Source organism: Lysinibacillus agricola (genome assembly GCF_016638705.1).
Classification (GTDB): domain Bacteria; phylum Bacillota; class Bacilli; order Bacillales_A; family Planococcaceae; genus Lysinibacillus; species Lysinibacillus agricola.
In genome coordinates this window covers 3,420,740-3,444,014 of record NZ_CP067341.1, presented here as the reverse complement: position 1 = coordinate 3,444,014, position 23,275 = coordinate 3,420,740, and the positions used below count along the sequence as shown (strand labels likewise).

The window sequence follows — 23,275 nt, the reverse complement described above, 5'->3', positions numbered from 1 at the left end:
TATTTTTATCCACATAAATTAATCGAATTATATTTTACTATATTTTCCCCTCCTTTTTCAACTATTAAAGTAGTGGTAATTATATACTGAAAATTTTACTACAAAATGCGACAAATTTGGTAATATAGAAATAGAATAAAAGATTAGGTGTGACATATGGCGAAAAAAAAGAAGAAAAAACCAGTGCTATCGCCTTCCGTTCAATTAGGCATGATAGCTTTATTAATCCCAATAGCGATAACAGTTTATGTTTTCGCCTTTTTTGCATGGAAGGAGCTACAAACATTACCGATATTTGAAAAATTAGCACAGCAAAAAGCACTAGAAGAAATTCAACAAAATTTCGATATGAAAATTCCTGAGCAATATATTCCCATCTATGTAGCAGCAGAAGAGAAATACGGCGTGCCTTGGACTTTACTTGCTGCCCATCATCGAATTGAAACCCGCTTCTCCTCAATGAAGTCGCTCGTTTCACCAGCTGGGGCAGAAGGACATTTACAAGTGCGACCATAAGGTCATGTAAGAAATATCCACTAGCAAGGAGTAGGCGAGACTACAATGCCTATCATTACCCAACTTATCCGTGAGGGAAACTAATATCGGGGAGTGTAGCATGTTGGGAAAGCTATAAGTTATCGAATCATCACGATACGACTGAATAGCAAAATGAAAAGATGTAAACGAGGATAAAAGCTAAACTGCCTGAATGACAGTCCGAGGGGGTTATTGGTCCACCTATGACGGAAGATGATTATTTACGTCATACAGCGAAACAGAATGGTTAATTGGAAGCCATCTCTGAATACACTTTGATTAACTGCGTGTCAAAAGTGCGTAGTCTATCGCTGACCAACTATAGTAAATAGTAAAGGGCGAACGTCATATCCGACATTACATCGTGCTTATTCTTATATGTGCTAAATGGTGATTACCTACGTCAGAACGCTTAAATAAAAAGCTATGATAAAATGTATCTGAATATCTGATATGGTAACGGAGTTCTCGTAGTAGTCCGAGGTGGGGAAAGCCCATCACATGGCGAAGGGGAACAGCTTATCAAGTCTAACTAAAATTGGAAAGGAGCGTGAGGCTCTATGAGAAGTCCAAACACTGTGTTAGACAGTCTAACGAAACAATCAACACGCGAAAATTACAAATTCGAACGAATCTATCGAAACTTGTATAATGTGGAATTCTATTTAATGGCTTACGCTAAGATTTATGCGAAAGAAGGCAATATGACACAAGGTGTTGATGGACAAACCATTGATGGTATGAGTCTAGAACGTATTGAAAGATTAATTGAAAGCCTAAAAGATTGTAGTTATCAACCAAAACCGTCCAAAAGGGTTTATATTCCAAAAAAGAACGGTGGTAAAAGACCACTAGGTATACCATCTTTCGAAGATAAATTAGTTCAAGAAGTAGTAAGAAGTTTACTTGAAGCTATGTACGAAAAAACTTTCTCGATACATTCTCATGGTTTCAGACCAGAAAAAAGCTGTCATACTGCACTTATGCAAGTAAAAGACAGATTTACTGGAGCTAAATGGTTTGTGGAAGGTGATATTAAAGGATTCTTTGATAACATTGATCATCACAAGCTAATTGAAATTTTGAAAAGAAAAATTAATGATGATAAATTCATCGACTTAATTTGGAAATTTCTTAAAGCAGGTTTCCTAGAGGACTGGCAATATCACAAAACATATAGTGGTACTCCCCAAGGTGGAATTATCAGCCCCATCCTTTCAAATATCTATCTAAATGACTTAGATAACTTTGTATTAGCTTACAAAGATAAATTTGATAAAGGAAAAGGACGAAAACGCCTAACGGAATACCGTACTAGAGAAGCTAGACTACACCGAGCAAACGCAAGGTATAAGGAAAAATGGGAAGAAATGAACGAGGAAGAAAAAGAACAAGCACTTCAACACTTGGACGAGTTGAAAAATCACATGATGGAATTACCCTATAAAGACCCTATGGATGAAAACTACAAGCGGATACAGTATGTGCGATATGCCGACGATTTCCTAATCGGTGTAATCGGTAGTAAAGAAGATTGTCAACAAATAAAACATGACATTAGCACTTTCTTAAGTGAAGAACTGAAAATTGAATTATCACAAGAAAAAACGCTCATTACGCATTCTAGTAAAAGAGCAAGGTTTCTCGGATATGATATTAAAATTAGTCATGATAATAAAACGACAAAATACACAGCGAGTGGACATAAACAACGTACACGTACAATGAGCTGTGAACTTCTTTTACCGCATGAAGTATGGCGAAATAAATTAATCGAATACAAAGCGTTAGAAATAGACGAAAAAACACAAAAATGGAAGTCTATTCATCGGGCGCATCTTCTGCAAAACGATGACCTTGAAATATTGATGATTTACAACGCAGAAATCAGAGGTTTATATAATTATTACAAGTTAGCGAACAATGTATATAAACTAGATGGATTTAAATTCATCATGGAATATAGCATGTATAAAACTTTCGCAAACAAATATAAATCAAGCGTTAGAAAAATCCACAGAAAATACAGTAAAAACGGAGATTTTGCGGTGAGATACGAAACAGCCAATGGTAGTAAGATCGCATTCTTCTATAAAGATGGATTTAAAAAGAAATTATTACCATCTTCATATGCCGATATTGATGTTATTTCTAAGACAAGAAACATTATTTACAACCGAACAGGTCTCATTGAAAGGCTTGTAGCAAAGGAATGTGAATGGTGTCATGCCACAGATGTGGATTTAGAAATTCATCATATTAAGAAGTTAAAAGACCTCGAAGGCAAAAAACGTTGGGAAAAGCGTATGATTGAAAGAAACCGTAAAACGATGGCATTATGTAAGAAATGCCACGTTGATTTACACAACGGTAAATTAGATTGATAGGTGGAGAGCCGTATACGCTGAGAGGTGTACGTACGGTTCGGGGAGGAGTTCTTGGAAACCTAGCATAGTAATATGCCAAGGCGCTGGGTTCTTACTCTACTTTATGCCTTGTACATTTGTAGGCTGGCAACATCCTTCCTGCTCAGGGTTAGGAAAAGGGAATATATCAAAGGCTGAATTAATGAATCCAGAAACTATTAAAAAATATGGTGGATATGGTGTAGATGCTAATGGAGATGGCATAGCAGATCCTTATGATATTGAGGACGCTATATTTAGTGCCGCGAATTATTTATCGAAAAACGGTGCAGCAAATGGTGATATAAAGCAAGCTGTTTTTAAGTACAATCACAGTGATGAATATGTTGAAAAGGTGTTAAATTATTTCAATTTATATAATGACTATCATGATGAGCTAAAAGAAGCAGTCCTTGTAAATACAGAAAAATAAAGAGCCATCAAAAAAGATGACTCTTTACATGTTGTTGAAATTATTGTGTATAAATTAGAGTGAAATGCCAGGAGATTCATGCTAAGGAAGTGGTTGATTGGAGTGAAGGCTGGCGACTCCTCGGACGCCTTCAGCCGGAACGGAAATCAACACCTCGTTTTGCCGAAGAGCCATATTTAATAGGACACCTAATTTTCTTGAGTAATCAATACGCCAAGGCGAAATTGATAAAAGTTTTAAAGCGAATTGTCTTGATCAGAAATTACTTTCATTAAAAGCGCCACAACATTCATAAAAATTTCCTTGATAAAAATATATGTAAAGAGCCATCAAAAAGATGGCCCTTTATTACATATTTAGGTTGCTTTACGCATACTCTTTAAAATAATGCTTACGATGAAGATCAACACGACAGCACCGATTAATGCTGGGAATACGTAAAAATTACTAACTCGCCAACCCCAGTTACCAAGAACCATACTACCGATCCACGAACCGACAATCCCCGCAACAATATTTCCAATGATGCCACCAGGTACATCTTTACCTAAAATTACGCCAGCTAACCAACCTAATACTCCGCCGATGATTAAATACCAAATGAAGCTAATCATTTTTTTCATCTCCTTAAACTAAGATATAATGGCGATTACTTAGTTATGCCCTGAATGGAGTATATTACGCGTTTTGCTTCTTAGTAATTATTACAAATTCTCAATAAGGTTTTTATCTTCATTCAGCGGATGCTAACGCTTCGATTTTGCACAGACAAAACTCATTTTCTGACGCTTCATTTTCGTGCAAAAAATATCTGTAAGTGTTTTTTCTGTAGCAAAGAAATTACAATTACGCCAAGGCAAATTGATTACTTAACAACTGTTGCACCTAATGTATGTTCAAAATGACGCAATGCCCATTCATGACCTGCAGCATCAAAACTTGCAACACCATCTGCATAAACAACCGTTGAAATGCCCAAATTATAAGCATCAACTGCTGTATGTAAAATACAAATATCAGTACAAACCCCAACTAAATGAATTTCTTTGATACCTCTTTCGTTTAATAAAATCGATAAATTGGTTCCGGCAAATGCGCTATAGCGAGTTTTATCGAGCCACAAGACTTCATCTTTGTGAAGGTTATAAATGTCACCAACTTGCCCGTATAAGTGGCGTCCTTTAGTGTTGCGAATATTATGAGGAGGAAATAGCTTGGATTCAGGATGGAATGGATCATCTTCCTCATGTAGATCATTCGCAAAAACAACAAATTCGTTATCAGCAATAAATTTTTGAATCAAGGATGAAATTTTTTTATCTAATACTTGACCGGGCTCTCCACATGTTAGTTTTCCATCAGAAGCGACAAAATCATACGTATAATCAATAACTAATAAAGCCTTTTTCAATTTTTCCACTCTCCCTATAGGTATAATTTCACTTTAATCATGCCATATATGGGCTTGTTTGTCAGAAAAATGATTACATTTTAATATTACGAATAGTTTGAAAATTGATTTTTCTGAGAGTATAATGTGAAAAAAAGGAGAGTGGTCTATATGAATATGACAGCTATGAAACGTTTAAATCGACAAGGACTTCTTATTGCAGGCTTACATCTGCTAGTAATGTTAAATTTTGCAGCGGAATTTTTATTCGCCTCGTAATCTCGTAAAAATAGAAAGGTGAGTTAAATGCTTGTCCAATATTAAAACAACCGTGAAGGCAATTTTGATAATATGTCCACGGTTGTTTTTTATTGTCCTGAGAGAATTTAAATAAAGGTACGGTTAAGGCTTAACTTGAACATGTAGCTTACAGACTTTTAGATAAGGACGACAAGCTAGAAAAAATAAACATCAACTTTATTACACACACTAGTTCATTAAATGGCGATAATTATGCTGTCGGTGTTGTCGTATCAACCGCCTGCAGTTAGAGGAACTGCAGTATACGGTTCGCCAACTGTTTTCGCTTTAATACATAAAAAATGGCTTTTAATCGACATGATTATAAGCCATTTTGTTTATTAAATTATTTAATCTATTTTTTTAAAAAAATTTTTAATGACGTTTAGTAGATTGAATACGTCTCTAGCATTTCATCTTTTTCGTCCTGTAATTTTTATTTATGTTTGGGATGACATTTTGTGAAAACGTATGTCATGTGTCTAAGTTGATTTTCGTTCCGACCGGACGCCCCTCAGGAAGCGCCCAGTCGGAACAAAAATCAACCCCACGCTATGGTGTTGAGCCTTAATTCTGTAAAAAACTATATGCTATTATCAATGAATTTGCATAGAGTACATTAGAGAGTACTTTATTAGAAGGGATTTTTCTGACGCATGTCAAAGCTATAGTACAAACAAAGGAGTGATAGGATGACAACTAGATTTGATCGAGCGTTTCGTGGATTAGAGCGGCCATTTGCTTGGTTGGACTTTGATGCACTGGATAACAACATTACAACTGTGCGCGACTCTTGTGGGGAGAAAAATATTCGCGTTGCGACGAAATCAGTTCGTTCTGTGGAGATATTACGCTATTTACAAAAAAATCTCCCAAATATGATGGGCTTTATGACGTTTACAGCTACAGAGACAATATTTCTACTGCAACAGCATTTTGATGATTTACTGCTAGGATACCCAGTGATGGAAAAAGCTGCTGTTCGTCAGTTACTGCACTTTGTAAAGGCAGGGAAAACTGTCACTTTTATGGTGGACAAGCAGGAACATGTCAAATTTTTAGCGGAGCTAGGGCAAGAGCTAGGTGTCCGTGTGCAGGTGTGTATTGATATAAATGTATCCAATGATTTTAAGCTACTTTATTTCGGTACAAAACGCTCTTCGCTTCATTCACTGGAGTCACTAACACCATTCCTCGAATATATTAAAAATCAAGCATTTATTGAGGTAGTTGGAGCAATGGGCTATGAGGCTCAAATTGCAGGAGTGGGCAATCGTCCTGCCAATGCTGTTAGAGGAAGAATGATAGAAGTCATGCAACTGCAAGCCAAAAAGCAAGTTACCCAGTTTCGTAGATTAGCAATTGCTCATATAAAAGCCTATTTTCCGAGATTACGCTTTGTAAATGGTGGTGGCTCAGGAAGTATGGCATACACGGCACAACAGAAGGAAGTAACAGAAATTACGGTTGGCTCTGCCTTTTATGCACCAGCTTTATTTGATCAATTTATGCATTTACAGCTTGAAAAGGCAGCTGGTTTTGCTCTAAGTGTGACAAGAAAGCCAGAAAAAAATATAGTTGTTTGTCATGGTGGAGGATATACAGCATCTGGGGCAATCGGTGCTGATCGATTACCGGTATTCTATGACCCTGCCTATTTTTCATATCTTAGCTTAGAAGGAGCAGGAGAAGTTCAAACACCTGTTAAGGTAAAGCGTAAAAAAGTTAACGTTGGGGACACACTGTATTTTCGACATGCGAAGGCTGGTGAGCTTTGTGAAAGATTTGAAGCACTACATGGAATTAGAGGGGACAAGTATGTAGGAACTTATACAACCTATAGGGGGGATGGACAATGTTTTCTATAGATAAGTGGAAAAATGGTGGGAAGTGGACGAACTGGGCTGGTAATGTCATCTCTTATCCATCCGAGATGTATTTACCTCGATCTATTGAAGAGGTTACAAATATTGTGAAACATGCACGTGAATCAGGAAAAACAATTCGTGTAACAGGTGCGGCTCACTCCTTTAGTGCTGTTGCAATGCCTGAGAATATAGCACTTTCTTTGCATAATCTGCGTGGACTTATAGCTGTAAATGAGGAGAAACAAGAAGCGACTCTTTGGGGTGGAACGTATTTATATGAAATAGGTCCATTACTTGCGAAGCATGGATTTGCCCTAATAAATATGGGCGATATTCAAGAACAAACGATTGCAGGAGCAGTGTCAACAGGTACCCATGGAACGGGTGTAACACTTGGGTCGTTATCCTCAACTGTAACAAAGTGGGCTTTTGTAGATGGTACAGGTACTTATAGGGAACATATGAGAGGCATGGATGATTTATCTGAAGCTTTACATGTTTCATTAGGTATGCTTGGTGTCCTTGTCAAAGTAACGATTAAGGTAATACCTCTTTATAGCTTACATTATGTAAGCATGAGAGATACTTTAGCAAATGGGCTGGCGCTATTTGCAGAAGATATTCGACAGCATCGACATGTTGAGTGGTTTTATTTCCCTGGTAGCGAAACGATTCAAGTGAAGCGTATGAACGCTATAGCGCCTGTTTATCAGAGTGAATGGAGTAAGAGAATTGAAACATTGAAACTTCAAATAGTAGAAAACGGTGCTTTTTTTGCTATGTCAGAGCTTTGTAAATGGAAACCATCGTTTAGTGGTGCTATGAGTAACTTAGCAGCAGCCAATGTTGTCGAAGGGGAGAAAACGGGGATTAGCTATGAAATTTATCCGTCTCCACGCAGTGTAAAGTTCCAAGAAAGTGAATATGCTATTCCATTAGCGCAATTTGAGGCATGTATGGAGGAGATCCACGCAACCTTTAAAAGTGGAATTTTTAATATACATTTTCCGTTAGAATGTCGGACGACGGCGGGAGAAGCAGGTTTTTTAAGTCCTACTCAAGGGCAGGAATCAGCGTTTATTGCCTTTCACATGTATAAAGGAATGCTGGAAGAGCCTTATTTTGAATGGGTCCATACGATGATGAAGAAATATAAGGGACGACCACATTGGGGCAAACAAAGTCATTTAACTTCTAAATATGTATATGAGCTATACCCAGATATCGAAAAATTTTTAGCAATTCGTAGTCAATATGATCCTGATCATGTGTTTTTGACAGGGTACTTAAGGAAATTACTTACATTGTAAGCGTTATCTCATTATATAGCTATCCGCTCGCCTTTGAAGGATTTGGAAAGATTATTGATAGATTATTAAAAAAATTAAAATTTGAACGAAATGTCAAAATATTTATCAAAACGAGATAAAAGTGATACTTAATCAGCATGAAAACGATTTCAAATTTGATGGATTATTTAAATTGTTTAAACAATTCAAAAAATACTGTTGACGAGACCTTTTTTTCGTACTATGATAACAACAATTTAACACGTTCGTTACAGCAGTTAGTTGCCTTCAAGGCAATTAACATATACGCAAAAACAAAATAGACAGAACATTTTGTATATAGCAACGAACATAGCAATATATGAGGGGCGTTTAAAATGAGAAGTGACATGATTAAAGTAGGCGTAGATCGTGCGCCACATCGAAGTCTTTTATATGCAACTGGCAAAGTAAAAGCAAAAGATTTAGGCAAGCTATTTATTGGGGTTTGTAATTCTTATATCGACATTATTCCAGGTCACGTTCATTTACGTACATTTGCTGATGTTGTCAAAGAAGCCATTATTGAAGCAGGTGGTATTCCATTCGAATTTAATACAATCGGTGTAGATGATGGTATTGCAATGGGGCATATTGGTATGCGTTATTCTTTACCAAGCCGCGAAATTATTGCAGACTCTGCAGAAACTGTTATTAATGCACACTGGTTCGATGGTGTATTCTACATTCCTAACTGTGACAAAATTACACCGGGAATGTTAATGGCAGCAGTTCGAACTAACGTACCATCAATTTTCGTATCTGGTGGTCCGATGGAGGCTGGTACTTCTGCTACTGGCAAGCAACTTTCATTAACTTCAGTATTTGAAGGTGTAGGGGCTCATAAATCTGGCAACATGTCAGCTGAAGAGCTGTTAGATATTGAAAACAATGCATGCCCAACATGTGGTTCATGTTCAGGAATGTTCACAGCAAACTCTATGAACTGCTTAATGGAAATGCTAGGAGTAGCCTTACCAGGTAATGGCACAATTGTAGCTACTTCTGAAGATCGACATAAGCTTATTAAAGAAGCTGCTAAACAATTAGTCCGTATGATTAAAGAAGACATCAAGCCACGTGACATTATTACTAAAGAAGCTATTGATGATGCGTTTGCACTTGATATGGCGATGGGTGGTTCGACAAACACAGTCCTCCATACATTAGCAATCGCCAATGAAGCTGAAATCGATTATAACATTGAAGATATTAATAAAGTTGCAGAGCGTGTTCCATATCTAGCAAAAATTATGCCTGCTTCAGATATTTCAATGGATGATATTAATAAAGCAGGTGGCGTTAGTGCCATCATTAATGAATTAACATCTATTCCAGGTGCTATTCACCCGGATCGTCCAACAGTTGCAGGAGTGACAATGGGTGAGCTTGTAAAGGATTATCATATTACAAATGATCAAGTTATTCGTACGAAAGACAATCCTTATAGCCCAGTTGGTGGTTTATCGGTGCTATTTGGTAATATCGCGCCAGATGGCTCTGTCATTAAAGTAGGAGCTGTAAACCCTTCTATTAAAGTATTCAGAGGCGAAGCAATTGTCTTTGATTCACAAGAAGCTGCACAAGAAAATATCGATAATGGGACAGTTCAAGAGGGCCATGTAGTCGTCATTCGCTACGAAGGACCTAAAGGTGGCCCAGGGATGCCTGAAATGCTCGCACCAACGTCTGCGATTCAAGGTCGCGGTCTTGGTACAAAGGTTGCGTTAATTACGGATGGTCGTTTCTCAGGTGCATCTCGCGGTATTTCAATCGGACATATTTCACCAGAGGCAGCAGAAGGCGGTCCAATCGCTTTAGTAGAAAATGGTGACATTATCACAATTGATCTACCAAATCGTACGATCAATTTAGAAGTTTCAGATGAGGTATTAGATGAACGTCGTGCAAAACTACCGGTATTTGAACCGAAAATCAAACGTGGATGGCTAGCAAGATATTCAAAATTAGTAACAAGCGCTTCTACAGGTGGCGTTATGAAAATTTAATAAGTTAAAGCGTTGATGAGGTTAAAGTTTCTAGAACCTTGTATCTACCAGAGAGCCGGTCGTGCTGGAAGCCGGCGATACAACTAGATCCGACATCCCCTCGGAGCGAGCTATTAAAAGCGTGTTCGCCATTAGATAGCTCCGGGCATAATCGAAAGTGCTCGTTATTAATGAATAAATGATTTATGACACCGTATTGGATGCGAATTTTTTCGCATTGGTTCATAGATGCTTACATTTATTCACGAGGTAGCAATTATTTGCTATAAAAAAGGGTGGTACCATGGAAAGTCTTTTTCATCCCTACGTAAGGTAGTTCTTTGCGTGTGGAGAAAAAGGCTTTTTATTATTTTAACGATGCTAGCAAGAGTCTCTTCACAAGGAGACATCTAGCTGTAATACTTCAATGATGCGCATCGCTAATGTGAAATTGAATGATAAGAAGGAGGCATATTTGATGAGTGCGAATGTTTCTATCAATGAAAAAGAAGAATTAGCAACAACAGTAAAAGCTGAACAAACCTATCAAGCGAAAGATGGTGCTGACGTTTTAGTGCAAGCATTGCATGATCAAGGTGTCGAGATTATTTTTGGTTACCCAGGTGGGGCGGTACTACCAATCTATGATGCAATGTATAAAAATCCGCTACGTCATATTTTAACAAGACATGAACAAGGTGCAATCCATGCAGCAGAAGGTTACGCACGTGTTTCTGGTAAACCAGGTGTTGTTATTGCAACAAGTGGTCCAGGAGCAACAAACCTTGTAACGGGTATTGCTGATGCGATGATTGATTCAATTCCATTAGTTGTTTTCACTGGTCAAGTTGCAACATCTGTGATTGGTACAGATGCTTTCCAAGAAGCGGACATCATGGGAATTACGACACCAATCACGAAGCATAATTATCAGGTGCAGGATGTAAATGATATTCCGCGGATTGTTAAAGAAGCTTTCCATATTGCGAGCACTGGTCGAAAGGGCCCTGTTGTAGTGGATTTCCCGAAAAACGTTTCTCAAATGTTATTTGATGTAGAGAATCCACCACAAGCTCCTGAAGAAATATATTTACCAGGTTATCAGCCAACATACAAACCGAACTATTTACAAATTCAAAAGGCCATTCAGGCGATTTCATTGGCCAAAAATCCACTAATTTTAGCTGGTGCTGGAGTACTCTTTGCAGATGCCAAAGAAGAATTAACAGCATTTGCTGAAAAATACCGTATCCCAGTAACAAATACGTTATTAGGGCTTGGTTCAATCCATGGAGAACATGAATTATTCCTCGGTATGGCAGGAATGCATGGAACTGTAACAGCGAATACAGCTATTACAAAATCCGATTTATTATTGAATATCGGTGCTCGTTTTGATGACCGTTTAACTGGTAATTTAGCAACATTTGCTCCAAATGCAACAATCGTACACATCGATATTGATCCAGCAGAAATTGGAAAAAATGTTCCGACAGATATTCCAATTGTTGCAGATGCCAAAGAAGCATTAAAAGCTTTATTGAAAAAAGGCTTTGAGGGTCCAGATACAACAGAATGGCTAGCATACTTAAATAATCATATAAATGAATATCCATTATGGTACAGCAAGGAGCATGGGGACAAAGAAATTTTACCGCAGGAAGCATTGGAGCTTGTGCATAAAATTACAGAAGGTGACGCAATTGTCACGACAGATGTTGGTCAGCATCAAATGTGGGCTGCGCAATATTATCGCTTAAACAATGATCATGGATGGGTAACGTCTGGTGGACTTGGTACGATGGGCTTCGGCTTCCCGGCTGCAATTGGCGCCCAGTTTGCGAAGCCAGACAAAAAAGTTGTTTCCATTGTAGGTGATGCAGGATTCCAAATGACTGCGCAAGAGCTTTCTATACTACAAGAATTCAACTTACCGGTAAAAATAGTGATTTTAAATAACAGCTGTCTAGGAATGGTACGCCAATGGCAAGAAACATTCTATGAGGAGCGTTATTCATCTTCATTAATGCCGATCCAACCAGATTTTGTTAAATTAGCTGATGCATATGATCTGAAGGGCTACCGAATTAACACAATCGATGAAGCGGAAAGTATTTTCCGTGAGGCACTACTTTCTGATGAGCCAGTGTTAATTGATTGTCGTGTTAAACAGCTTGAATGTGTGTACCCAATGGTAGCACCAGGCAAAGGCTTACATGAAATGATTGGGGTGAAAAAGAATTGAAACGAGTAATTACAATAACAGTGATTAACCAGAGCGGTGTCTTAAACCGTGTAACAGGTTTACTTATGAAGCGTCAATTCAATATTGAATCAATCACAGTTGGTCATACTGAACAGCCAAACTTTTCGAAAATGACTTTTGTTGTGAACGTTGAGGATGAGCGTAAAATTGAACAGCTAGTGAAGCAATTATCAAAGCAAATTGATGTGCTAAAGGTCAATGACATTACAGACAAATCAATCGTGCTACGCGAGTTAGCGCTTGTGAAGGTAATTTCACCACCAAATTTACGACTGGAAATGAATTCAATTGTCGAACCATTCCGTCCACAAATAATTGATACAGCGAAAAACGTTGTCACCTATCAAGTAGTAGGACATCCAGAAAAGATTGATGCCTTTATTGAACTAATTCGACCTTATGGTATTAAAGAATTAACGCGTACAGGGGCTACTGCATCTGTTCGTGATACACAAAAAATCTCAAATCCGCAGCTCTCTATTTTAAAATAGTTTGCATATAAAAAATTGAAAGCTTTGGATACATAGCCCTTAGTCGGTTTACGTGCATCCGAAGTGAAAAAAAACAAACCCAAATTTAGGAGGAAACAAACAATGGCTACAATGTACTATGATCAAAACATCAACGAGGAAGTATTAAAAGGGAAAAAAATCGCAATCATCGGTTATGGCTCACAAGGTCACGCACATGCATTAAACCTTAAAGAATCAGGATTCGATGTAGTAGTAGGAGTTCGTCCAGGCGGATCTTTCGATGCAGCAAAAGCGGATGGATTAGATGTAAAAACTGTTGCTGAAGCAGCACAAGAAGCAGATGTTATCCAAATTTTACTTCCAGATGAGCGCCAAAAAGCTGTATATGAGGCTGAAATCGCTCCACATCTTGAAGCAGGTAAAGCACTTATGTTTGCACACGGCTTTAACATTCATTTCGGACAAATTACACCCCCAGCAGATGTTGACGTATTCTTAGTTGCACCAAAAGGTCCAGGACACTTAGTTCGTCGTCAATTCCAAGAAGGTGCTGGTGTACCAGGCTTATTCGCAATTCATCAAGATGCAACTGGTCAAGCAAAAGATTTAGCTCTTGCATACGGTAAAGGAATCGGTGCAGCTCGAGGCGGTCTACTTGAAACAACATTCAAAGAAGAAACTGAGACTGATTTATTCGGTGAGCAAGCAGTACTTTGCGGTGGTGCTACACAATTAGTAAAAGCAGGTTTCGAAACATTAGTAGAAGCTGGTTACCAACCAGAATTAGCGTACTTTGAAACGCTTCACGAATTAAAATTAATTGTTGACCTAATGTTTGAAGGTGGTATGGCAACAATGCGTTACTCAGTATCAGATACAGCTGAGTGGGGTGACTATGTTGCAGGACCACGCATTATCGACGACTCTGTAAAAGCTCGTATGAAAGATGTATTAACGGATATCCAAGATGGTACATTCGCTCGTCGTTGGATTCAAGAAAATGAAAACGGTCGTCCAGACTATACAAAATTCAAAGAAGCTGGTGCAAATCACCAAATCGAAGAAGTTGGTGCTAAATTACGTGCTATGATGCCATTCATCAATGAAGGTAAAGAAAAAGTTGTGAGAGAAGTGGCTACAAGTGCGAAAAATTGATATTTTCGATACAACACTTCGCGACGGCGAACAATCTGCTGGTATTAATCTAAACACAGCAGAGAAAATTGAAATCGCTAAGCAACTAGAGCGCCTAGGGGTGACAATTATTGAAGCAGGTTTTCCTGCTTCGTCACCTGGTGACTTCGATGCGGTAAATCGCATTGCAGATACAGTGAAAAACTCCATCGTTACAGGTTTAGCTCGCTGTGTACAAAAGGATATTGACACAACGTGGGAAGCGCTTAAAGTGGCAGAGCAGCCGCATATTCATATTTTCTTAGCAACTTCTCCAATTCATATGGAATACAAACTAAAAAAATCACCCGATCAAGTGGTAGAACAAGCGGTTGAAGCTGTAAAATATGCGAAAAAATTCTTTCCACTTGTACAATGGTCTGCAGAAGATGCATTCCGCTCAGACCGTGAATTTTTAGTGCGTATTATGAATGAAGTTGTTGCGGCTGGTGCGACAACCATTAATGTACCTGACACAGTAGGGTATGCATCACCACAAGAATATGGGGCATTGTTTAAATTCCTACTTGAAAACGTAAAAGGTGCTGAAAAAGTAAAATTCTCTGCACATTGTCATGATGACTTAGGTATGGCAACTGCTAACACGATTGCAGCCATTGAAAATGGTGCCACACAAGTAGAGGGTACGATTAACGGTATCGGGGAGCGCGCTGGAAATGTTGCGCTTGAAGAAATCGCAGTAGCCCTTCATATTCGTAACGATATTTACCCTGTAGAAACAGGTATTAATTTGCAAGAAATTAAACGTACATCTCAATTAGTCAGTAAATTGACGAATGTGGTTATTCAACCGAATAAAGCTATTGTGGGTAAAAACGCATTTGCGCACGAATCAGGTATTCACCAAGATGGTGTGTTAAAAAATCCAGAAACGTATGAGATTATTTCACCTGCCCTTATTGGTGAAGGTGAGGTACCGCTCGTTCTTGGTAAACACTCAGGTCGGGCAGCATTCCGTGATCGAGCAGAAACACTGGGCTTCAACCTTTCGGATGAAAAACTAAACAAAGCATTTACTGAATTTAAAAAATTGGCTGACCGTAAAAAAGAAATTACAGAAGAAGATTTACTAACTCTTCTTACAGAACAACAAGTTCAAATAGAAGACGTTCCACTCTACGAACTAAAGACGGTACAGGTGCAATATGGTACAGAAAATATACCGACAGCAACAGCGATTGTTTTAACGCCAGAGGGCCTAGAGAAGACAGTTGTTGCAACAGGTTCAGGCTCGGTGGAAGCCATTTTCAATACGCTTGAGCAACTTGTACAAGGAGATATTCATGTGATTGATTACCGCGTTAAGTCTGTCGGTAAGGGACGCGATGCACTAGGTGAAGCCGTGATTAATATCCGATATGATGACGTATCGACAACTGGACGCAACTCATCACAGGATGTTTTAGAAGCATCGGCCAAAGCTTATTTAAATGCCATTAACCGTCATTTAATTCAAGTAAGCCTTCGTGCACAACCTGTGAGTTAATTAAGGCTCTATAGTAGTGTCACAGATTATAGTGGAATGAATTGTATGCATACTTCATATTCCAGACGCAATTATACTATGACATTTTTTAGATATTCCAATTACGCGACAACGTAATTGATGACTCTCACTTATTAATAGAGGTGAGAGTCTTTACTAAAATAGCGGATTCAACGCTATACAAAGAAAGGTGTTTTGACGATGGAGAAAAAAATTACAGTACTTCCTGGTGACGGAATAGGGCCAGAGGTTGTTGCTTCTGCTGTACGTGTATTACAGGTGATTGGTAAGCGATTCAACCATACTTTCCATTTAGGTTATGCAACAATCGGAGGCGCTGCCATCGACCAACACAATAACCCACTACCAGATGAAACAATTGAGATGTGTGAAAATAGTGACGCAGTTATACTAGGAGCCGTTGGTGGTCCAAAATGGGATAATAATCCACCTGAATTACGTCCAGAAAAAGGATTGCTACGCATTCGCAAACATTTTGACTTATTCGCAAATCTACGTCCGGTAAAGGCATTCCCGAGTTTACTAGATGCTTCACCATTAAAGCGTGAAGTAGCCGAAAACGTCGATTTAATGATTGTACGTGAATTAACAGGCGGCGTATACTTCGGGGAACCACGTATGCGTACTGAGAATGGCGCGATTGATACAACTGTTTACTCAACTGCGGAAGTTGAACGTATTGTTGAAAATGCCTTTGAATTAGCACGTTTACGTGGAGGCAAATTATGCTCTGTTGATAAAGCAAATGTACTTGAAACAAGTCGTTTATGGCGCGAAGTTGTAGAAGCGAAGAAAAAAGAGTATCCAGATGTGCAAGTGGAGCACAATTTAGTAGACTCAGTTGCGATGAAATTAATTACAAATCCTAGTCATTATGATGTGGTAGTTACTGAAAATATGTTTGGGGATATTTTAAGTGATGAAGCATCTGTTATTACAGGCTCTTTAGGCGTACTTCCATCTGCATCTATTCGCGGAGATAATTTCGGTCTATATGAACCAGTACATGGCTCAGCTCCAGAAATTGCAGGCCAAGGTGTTGCAAATCCAGCCGCAACAATTCTTTCAGTGGCCATGATGCTACAATATTCATTTGGCTTAAAAGAAGAGGCTGCAGAAATCGAACGTGCTGTAAGTGCAGTATTTGATGATGGCTATTTCACAGCAGATCTTTCACGTGATGGCGGTCGTATACTTTCGACGAATGAATGGACAGATAAAGTAATTAACGAGATTGATACAAGCTTTGTTTCAGAAAGCATTATGACAACATACATTTAAGAAATAGGTGAAGACAATGGGCAAAAATATAATTGAAAAGATTTGGGGTAAACATATTGTTTATCAGGAAGAGGGCAAACCGGACCTGTTATATATTGATCTCCATTTAATTCATGAAGTAACTTCTCCACAAGCCTTCGAAGGTCTACGAATGAATGGACGTAAAGTGCGTCGTCCAGATTTAAGCTTTGCGACAATGGATCATAACGTGCCTACAAAAAATCTACCAACGATTCATGATCCAATTGCACGTAACCAAATCGAAACGTTGGCTAAAAATGCTGAAGAATTTGGCGTTGAGCTTGCAGGAATGGGGCATCCTGACCAAGGGATTGTTCACGTAATTGGACCAGAGCTAGGTTTAACTCAACCTGGTAAAACGATTGTCTGTGGTGACTCCCATACGTCTACACATGGTGCGTTTGGAGCGATTGCCTTCGGTATTGGTACATCTGAGGTAGAACATGTATTGTCAACTCAGACTTTATGGCAAAATAAGCCAAAAACAATGGAAATTCGTGTAGAGGGTGAGCTACCTGTAGGTGTAGCTGCAAAAGATATTATTCTAGCGATTATTTCTAAATTCGGTATTGGTGTCGGCACAGGACATATTGTGGAATTCACTGGAGAAGCTATCCACAAACTTTCTATGGAAGAACGGATGACAATTTGTAACATGTCTATCGAAGCAGGTGCAAAGGCAGGACTTATTTCTCCTGACCAAACGACTGTTGACTATATCCGTGGACGCAAACATGCACCACAAGGAAAAAAGTTTGAGGAAGCAGCAGATTATTGGTTAAGCTTGGCATCCGATGAAGATGCAACATATGATACAGTTCGAATCATTCAAGCAGAAGAAATTGAACCAATCATCACTTGGGGAACAAATCCGTCAATGGGTTCAGGTGTCTCAAGTAATGTTCCAACACAGGCAGATTATGAGGATGAGTCAGATAAAACTGCTCTTCGTACAGCACTTGCCTACATGGGCTTAGAGGAAGGTCAACCATTAACTTCAATCGATATCCAACACGTATTTATCGGTTCCTGCACAAATTCACGCATCAGTGATTTACGTGCAGCTGCAAATGTCATTGAAGGGCGTAAGGTACATGAAAATGTAATAGCTATCGTTGTGCCAGGCTCCTATTCGACGAAAAAACAAGCAGAAGCAGAAGGATTAGATAAAATCTTTACAGATGCTGGCTTTGAATGGCGTGAGACAGGTTGCTCAATGTGTCTAGCAATGAATGATGATGTAGTACCAACGGGCGAACGCTGTGCATCAACATCAAACCGTAACTTTGAAGGACGTCAAGGAGCTGGTTCTCGTACACACTTAGTATCACCGCCAATGGCAGCAGCAGCAGCAATTGCTGGTCACTTTGTGGATGTTCGTGAATTCGTAAAGGAAACTGTGTAATTTCCACTTACACGGAAGGGATGATTGAAAATGGAACCAATTAATATTGTAAATAGTGTCATAACACCACTTGATCGTAAAAATGTTGATACAGACCAAATTATTTCTAAAGAGTTTTTAAAGCGTATTGAGCGTACAGGTTTTGGTCAGTATTTATTTTACCATTGGCGCTTCGATGCAGAGGGCAATGAAATAAAGGACTTTGTATTAAATAAACCTGAATTTAAAGACTCCAAAATTTTAGTAGCACAAGATAACTTCGGCTGTGGTTCTTCTCGTGAACATGCACCATGGGCAATCTTAGATTACGGCTTCAATGTAGTGATTGCACCATCGTTTGCAGATATTTTCCATAATAACTGCTTCAAAAATGGGATTTTACCTATCAAGCTAACTGAAGCAGAATGTGATGAAATTTTAGAAAAGGGCTTAGAAAAACCATACGCGATGGAAGTTAATCTTGAAGCACAAACAGTAACGGGTGAAGATGATGCAGTATATAATTTTAGCATCGATCCTTACTATAAAGAAACATTACTAAATGGTTTGGATGAAATTGCTCTAACAATTAAATACGAAGAACAAATCGCTGCTTACGAAGAAAAACGTATTGCATTTTAATAGATCAAGCGACTTCTTTAGACTGAAGACAAAATTTGTTGTCTTCAGTTTTTTTATTTTCATTCAGCAAATGTCTTATGTAGCGAAAGCAAAGCGTCAGCTACAAATGTCTTATGTAGCGAAAGCAAAAAACAACGGTTGGCCCAAAGCCTCCGACTCTCCAGCGCTTGTCGGATGTTCTTTCATAAAAAACGAATCACACTGAAACTGAAGGGAGCAATGCTCAGGTAGAAATGTAAAATGCACAAGTGGAAGAGAAGAATTCCTGGATTGGTAAATTCCTAAGTCCTTACCAGTTTCACATGGTACCGATAATAATAAGGTTTTCTTGTGTATGTGATTTTAAATTTTAGTTATTCAATTGTGTATTTTTTGTAAAAATACACAATAAATTGATGCAAAATTTTGATAATATATTATTAGAGGTGGGGATAATGAATGAAATCTTTTCTAGAAATCTTGGTCAGTTAATTAAACATCACCGAAAAAAACAGAAGATTAAACAAGATGATCTGGCCATTGGAATTTGTACATCTTCGTATTTGAGCCGAATTGAAAACGGTCTTGTGATTGCCGATAAAGCAATTTATCAATTGTTGCTACAACGATTAAAGATAGATTTACAGCAACATATAGAGGGCCAAGAACAATTAAATGAACAATTGGAGATGATTTGGGAGAAAATTATTAGTCATCGTTCATTAACTTCAAAGGAATGTCAAAAAATTATTGAATATCCTAAAACGGATTATATAGATGAAATACAACTTAAATATGAAATTGTTCATTGTCGTTACTTACTTTTTGAAAACAAAATAATGGAAGCCGAAAAGCTTTTAAAAAAAATTAAACCATTTATTCAATGGGAATCCAATCGTATCGCGCAAATGTACATTTTGACCATCATTAATTATTATTTACTAACGGAACAATATGTAGAACTAATTGACATGAATCATCAGTTTGACATGGAGCATTATTATAAGAATGGAAAAAATTTCGAGTATGCTTATTGTCTATATAATTTAGCGTTTGCTTATAACCGAGTATATCAAAATCAGGAGGCGTTAAATTATGTTGAAGCAGCGAGTAGTGTATTTACTCATCATTACGCACCGTTATTTCAATTGAATTTGTATTTAATGAAAGCGGTTATTTTCAATTCGTTATTTCAATTTGAAAAATCGATTAAAGAATATGAAGCGAGCTTGGACTTAGTTGAACATGTGGTGGATTTACAAACACCTACTCAAATGAGTTCTATTTATAATAATTTAGGGCATTGCTATGAATGTCAGGAATTATATGAACAAGCCATTGAGAATTATGAAAGAGCATTAACCTTTGAATGTCAATCACTCACAGTTATTAATTATATTCGAACTTTATATCGTTATAGAAACTTTGAAAAGATGGAACAAATGATTGAAAGCTATAAAAATTTATCGTTTCAAAAGAAGCACGAAGAATATCAATTTGAAATACTTTGTTTTATCTCCAATGAGAAGATTGAATTGTCGTCATTAAAAGTGTTAGAAGAAAGAACATTATGTTATTTTGAACAACAAAAATATTACTCTTTAACTTTATTTTATGCACCATTATTTGCTGAGCTTTATAAAGCTCTTCTTGTGTATAAACAAGCAAGCAATTGTTATGAAAAAGCATTTGTGGCAAGTGAAAAGGTTCGAACAATAATGAGTTGAAGGGGGAAGCTATAATGAAAATCATTCGAAAATACAGTTTGTTAATTGGGGGTTTAGGCTTTTCCAATTTAGGAAACTGGATTTACCTTGTAGCGCTTAATTTATTTGTATGGCATTTAACACAGTCGCCTGCAGCAATGGCTGGGATCTTTATTGTCGGGCCTATAGCAAGAGTTTTAACAAACTTGGTAGCAGGCTCCTTCATTGATCGTATGAATAAACGCAAGTTGATGATTACATCTGATATTATACGAGGTATTATCGTTTTTTGTATGCCGTTTATGGAATCTATTTGGCTAATCTATGCTCTATTATTTTTAGCGAATATAGCGAGTAGCTTCTTCGGACCTAGTAGTACATATTATATTACAAAATTTGTTCCCTCAGAAGATAGACAACGATTCAACGCAATACTTGGTACATTCAATTCAGGTTCGTTTTTAGTAGGTCCAGCACTAGCAGGTCTACTCATCATGCTATTTAATACTACAGTGACGATTTGGTTCAATAGCTTTACATTTTTTGTTTGTGCAATAATCATTTACTTATTACCTGATGTAGATGATGTGAGGGAAAGTTCGCGACAACGTTTAACTTGGCAAACGTTAAAAAGTGATTATCTAACTGTAGTAGCTTTCATCCGACAAAATCCATTATTTATAACGATTTATCTATTGTTCCAATGTGCGTTAATGATTGCATTTGCGCTTGATTCTCAAGAAGCAACATTTATAAAACAAGATTTAGCTTTATCCGATAGCTTATATGGAGCATTTATGAGTACTGCAGGAGCAGGAGCAATTTTAGGTGGAATGGTTGCCGCAAGCTTCGCCAAAAAATGGTCCACTCGATCTTATATGGCTTTTGGATTGTTCTTAACAATGCTGTTTTATACTGCCTTTTATGCTTCGACATCAAGTATATGGGCATTTGTAAGTTTTGTTTTTCTAGGCTTTTTTATGGCATTTAGTAATACTGGTTATGAAACATTTTATCAGCAAAGTGTACCGCCCGAAATGATGGGGAGATTCGGCGGTATTTCAAATATTTTTCAAAATATTATGCAAATTACTTTTACTTTATTTTTAGGTCTGTTTGCAGAATTGTTTACGCTTCAAATGACTGCAATTATTTTCGGTATTATAAGTATTTTATTTGCAGTAGCATTATATTTTGTACTATATTCCAAAAAAATTCACAAAGAGTTAAAGGAGGAAGCTTTATGATTAGCTATTCGGCTCGTTGTATTTTTTGTAAGAAAACATTTGAAGTTGTAGAAGGAACAAGAAAATATAAACTGTATAAACAAAATATGAAAGGGAAATTTTCCTGTGAAGATTGTGATAGTAAAATTAAATTAGAGGCAAGGAAAGGTTTATTAGGAAAACTATAAAGGGGCTACACTCTGATTGTAGCCATATGAGCTACGCATCATGCAACAAGTTTGATAGTGTAGTTCCTTGACTTCATGCATAATAATCAAATGTAAATGATTCTGTCTTTCCACAGTTTTCTCGGTTAGAATGGAAAAATAAGAAGGAAAGTAGGTAAAAAGATGATTACAGTTATAGGTAGCATAAATATGGATTTAGCTGTACAAATGGGAGTTTTTCCAAAGCAGGGAGAAACTATCCTTGGTAAAGAATTTCAAACAATTCCAGGAGGAAAAGGAGCCAATCAGGCAGTTGCTGCTGCACGTCTTGGAAGTGAAGTCGCAATGATTGGCTGTGTGGGCTCAGATAGTTTTGGTGAAACATTGCGTACTGTTTTACAGCAAGAGCATATTCAAACCGGAGCGATTACGAGCACATCGGTACCTACTGGAATTGCTAATATTCTAATCTACAATAACGATAACCGTATCATAGTAGTACCAGGGGCTAATTATGAATTAAAGCCTGCACATATAGAGGCCGCGAAGGAAATCATTCAGAAAAGTCAGATGGTAATTATGCAGCTAGAAATCCCAACTGAAACGACTGCTTATGCAATAAAACTATGTAAAGAGGCGAATGTACCTGTGTTATTAAATCCAGCACCAGCGACTAATTTTGATGTGCAATGGATGGAGGATATCACATATATCACGCCAAATGAAACAGAGTGTGCAGAAATTTTTGGAGATGATTTTGATCAAGTATTAGAAAAATATCCTAATAAGATGATTATTACGCTAGGTAGTGATGGAGCACGTTACTTTGATGGTGAATATCCTATTCATGTTCCAGGCTATATGACGAAAGTAGTAGATACAACAGGTGCAGGCGATACGTTTAACGGTGCACTCGCTTTTGCATTAATAGAAGGGCAATCTTTGGATCAGGCAGTGTATTTTGCAAATATTGCAGCTTCTTTATCAGTGGAGAAATTCAGTGCACAAGGTGGAATGCCAACACTTGGATCGGTTTACGGACGCATGGCTGGGGTTGGAGAATAAAAATTAATAAGAAAGAGCAAGATAATTTTCTATCAATTGTTAATAAATTTTAATAGAGAATATTTCTTTTAGTCTGAGTGGGGAATAATATCTGAGATGGAAGGTATTTTAGAAT

18 protein-coding genes and 1 pseudogene are annotated in these 23,275 nt (G+C 37.7%); 17 read left to right on the top strand and 2 right to left on the bottom strand.

Going from position 1 to position 23,275, the window contains the following annotated elements:
• Positions 1–156 precede the first annotated feature (156 nt).
• The 3 genes and pseudogenes from FJQ98_RS17095 to FJQ98_RS17085 all read left to right on the top strand — a co-directional run.
• Positions 157–516, top strand: a complete 360-nt coding sequence (locus tag FJQ98_RS17095) for a lysozyme family protein (protein ID WP_241774595.1) — start codon at positions 157–159, stop codon at positions 514–516.
• 581 nt (positions 517–1,097) lie between these two features.
• Positions 1,098–2,921 (top strand): reverse transcriptase/maturase family protein, encoded by a 1,824-nt coding sequence (locus FJQ98_RS17090; RefSeq protein WP_053595581.1) that lies wholly within the window; start codon positions 1,098–1,100, stop codon positions 2,919–2,921.
• Positions 2,922–3,021: 100 nt separating this feature from the next.
• Positions 3,022–3,375, top strand: a pseudogene (locus FJQ98_RS17085) (lytic murein transglycosylase); the annotation flags it as partial.
• 356 nt (positions 3,376–3,731) lie between these two features.
• Here the strand turns inward: FJQ98_RS17085 and FJQ98_RS17080 are convergent.
• Both FJQ98_RS17080 and FJQ98_RS17075 read right to left on the bottom strand, forming a co-directional pair.
• Entirely contained in the window at positions 3,732–3,989 is a 258-nt protein-coding gene (locus FJQ98_RS17080; protein ID WP_053595582.1) for a GlsB/YeaQ/YmgE family stress response membrane protein, read from the bottom strand.
• Positions 3,990–4,240: 251 nt separating this feature from the next.
• Entirely contained in the window at positions 4,241–4,786 is a 546-nt protein-coding gene (locus FJQ98_RS17075; protein WP_053595583.1) for a cysteine hydrolase family protein, read from the bottom strand.
• A 971-nt stretch (positions 4,787–5,757) separates the two neighbouring features.
• On the opposite strand from FJQ98_RS17075, the gene FJQ98_RS17070 reads away from it, so the two are divergent.
• The 14 genes from FJQ98_RS17070 to rbsK all read left to right on the top strand — a co-directional run bounded on the left by FJQ98_RS17070 (position 5,758) and on the right by rbsK (position 23,160).
• Positions 5,758–6,933, top strand: a complete 1,176-nt coding sequence (locus tag FJQ98_RS17070) for an amino acid deaminase/aldolase (protein WP_053595584.1) — start codon at positions 5,758–5,760, stop codon at positions 6,931–6,933.
• The gene (locus tag FJQ98_RS17065; protein ID WP_053595585.1) at positions 6,921–8,243 is read left to right on the top strand and encodes a D-arabinono-1,4-lactone oxidase; all 1,323 of its coding nucleotides are present in this window, start codon (positions 6,921–6,923) and stop codon (positions 8,241–8,243) included. Before FJQ98_RS17070 ends, FJQ98_RS17065 begins: the two co-directional genes overlap by 13 nt.
• Before the next feature lie 356 nt (positions 8,244–8,599).
• Entirely contained in the window at positions 8,600–10,270 is a 1,671-nt protein-coding gene (gene ilvD, locus FJQ98_RS17060; protein ID WP_201406484.1) for a dihydroxy-acid dehydratase, read from the top strand.
• Positions 10,271–10,727: 457 nt separating this feature from the next.
• Complete coding sequence (gene ilvB, locus FJQ98_RS17055) at positions 10,728–12,494, top strand: biosynthetic-type acetolactate synthase large subunit (protein WP_053595587.1); 1,767 nt, start codon at positions 10,728–10,730, stop codon at positions 12,492–12,494.
• A complete protein-coding gene (gene ilvN / locus FJQ98_RS17050; RefSeq protein ID WP_053595588.1) occupies positions 12,491–13,006 on the top strand; it encodes an acetolactate synthase small subunit in 516 nt (171 codons plus the stop codon). Before ilvB ends, ilvN begins: the two co-directional genes overlap by 4 nt.
• 102 nt (positions 13,007–13,108) lie before the next feature.
• Positions 13,109–14,143, top strand: coding sequence for a ketol-acid reductoisomerase (gene ilvC, locus FJQ98_RS17045; protein ID WP_053595589.1), 1,035 nt, complete (start codon positions 13,109–13,111; stop codon positions 14,141–14,143).
• On the top strand, positions 14,130–15,668 hold the full coding sequence (locus FJQ98_RS17040; protein ID WP_053595590.1) for a 2-isopropylmalate synthase: 1,539 nt from the start codon (positions 14,130–14,132) through the stop codon (positions 15,666–15,668). Before ilvC ends, FJQ98_RS17040 begins: the two co-directional genes overlap by 14 nt.
• 201 nt (positions 15,669–15,869) lie before the next feature.
• Positions 15,870–16,970: a 3-isopropylmalate dehydrogenase gene (leuB, locus tag FJQ98_RS17035; RefSeq protein WP_053595591.1), complete on the top strand. Its 1,101-nt coding sequence runs from the start codon at positions 15,870–15,872 to the stop codon at positions 16,968–16,970.
• Positions 16,971–16,986: 16 nt separating this feature from the next.
• Positions 16,987–18,396, top strand: a complete 1,410-nt coding sequence (leuC, locus tag FJQ98_RS17030) for a 3-isopropylmalate dehydratase large subunit (RefSeq protein ID WP_053595592.1) — start codon at positions 16,987–16,989, stop codon at positions 18,394–18,396.
• Between the two features lie 30 nt (positions 18,397–18,426).
• Positions 18,427–19,017 (top strand): 3-isopropylmalate dehydratase small subunit, encoded by a 591-nt coding sequence (gene leuD, locus FJQ98_RS17025; protein ID WP_053595593.1) that lies wholly within the window; start codon positions 18,427–18,429, stop codon positions 19,015–19,017.
• A 434-nt stretch (positions 19,018–19,451) separates the two neighbouring features.
• Positions 19,452–20,723, top strand: a complete 1,272-nt coding sequence (locus FJQ98_RS17020) for a helix-turn-helix domain-containing protein (RefSeq protein WP_053595595.1) — start codon at positions 19,452–19,454, stop codon at positions 20,721–20,723.
• 14 nt (positions 20,724–20,737) lie between these two features.
• Positions 20,738–21,949, top strand: coding sequence for an MFS transporter (locus FJQ98_RS17015; RefSeq protein ID WP_053595596.1), 1,212 nt, complete (start codon positions 20,738–20,740; stop codon positions 21,947–21,949).
• Positions 21,946–22,116, top strand: coding sequence for a hypothetical protein (locus tag FJQ98_RS17010; protein ID WP_198926907.1), 171 nt, complete (start codon positions 21,946–21,948; stop codon positions 22,114–22,116). Before FJQ98_RS17015 ends, FJQ98_RS17010 begins: the two co-directional genes overlap by 4 nt.
• Positions 22,117–22,278: 162 nt before the next feature.
• Positions 22,279–23,160, top strand: a complete 882-nt coding sequence (gene rbsK / locus FJQ98_RS17005) for a ribokinase (RefSeq protein WP_053595597.1) — start codon at positions 22,279–22,281, stop codon at positions 23,158–23,160.
• The last annotated feature ends 115 nt before the right edge of the window (positions 23,161–23,275 follow it).

Excerpts from the sequence above, each read along its gene's own strand:
- FJQ98_RS17070 (WP_053595584.1), top strand. The coding sequence starts at position 5,758 with ATGACAACTAGATTTGATCGAGCGTTTCGTGGATTAGAGCGGCCATTT.
- leuC (WP_053595592.1), top strand. The coding sequence starts at position 16,987 with ATGGGCAAAAATATAATTGAAAAGATTTGGGGTAAACATATTGTTTAT.
- ilvC (WP_053595589.1), top strand. The coding sequence starts at position 13,109 with ATGGCTACAATGTACTATGATCAAAACATCAACGAGGAAGTATTAAAA.
- leuB (WP_053595591.1), top strand. The coding sequence starts at position 15,870 with ATGGAGAAAAAAATTACAGTACTTCCTGGTGACGGAATAGGGCCAGAG.
- rbsK (WP_053595597.1), top strand. The coding sequence starts at position 22,279 with ATGATTACAGTTATAGGTAGCATAAATATGGATTTAGCTGTACAAATG.
- leuD (WP_053595593.1), top strand. The coding sequence starts at position 18,427 with ATGGAACCAATTAATATTGTAAATAGTGTCATAACACCACTTGATCGT.
- FJQ98_RS17080 (WP_053595582.1), bottom strand. The coding sequence starts at position 3,989 with ATGATTAGCTTCATTTGGTATTTAATCATCGGCGGAGTATTAGGTTGG.
- FJQ98_RS17010 (WP_198926907.1), top strand. The coding sequence starts at position 21,946 with ATGATTAGCTATTCGGCTCGTTGTATTTTTTGTAAGAAAACATTTGAA.
- FJQ98_RS17065 (WP_053595585.1), top strand. The coding sequence starts at position 6,921 with ATGTTTTCTATAGATAAGTGGAAAAATGGTGGGAAGTGGACGAACTGG.
- ilvB (WP_053595587.1), top strand. The coding sequence starts at position 10,728 with ATGAGTGCGAATGTTTCTATCAATGAAAAAGAAGAATTAGCAACAACA.
- FJQ98_RS17015 (WP_053595596.1), top strand. The coding sequence starts at position 20,738 with ATGAAAATCATTCGAAAATACAGTTTGTTAATTGGGGGTTTAGGCTTT.
- ilvD (WP_201406484.1), top strand. The coding sequence starts at position 8,600 with ATGAGAAGTGACATGATTAAAGTAGGCGTAGATCGTGCGCCACATCGA.
- FJQ98_RS17020 (WP_053595595.1), top strand. The coding sequence starts at position 19,452 with ATGAATGAAATCTTTTCTAGAAATCTTGGTCAGTTAATTAAACATCAC.
- FJQ98_RS17095 (WP_241774595.1), top strand. The coding sequence starts at position 157 with ATGGCGAAAAAAAAGAAGAAAAAACCAGTGCTATCGCCTTCCGTTCAA.
- FJQ98_RS17090 (WP_053595581.1), top strand. The coding sequence starts at position 1,098 with ATGAGAAGTCCAAACACTGTGTTAGACAGTCTAACGAAACAATCAACA.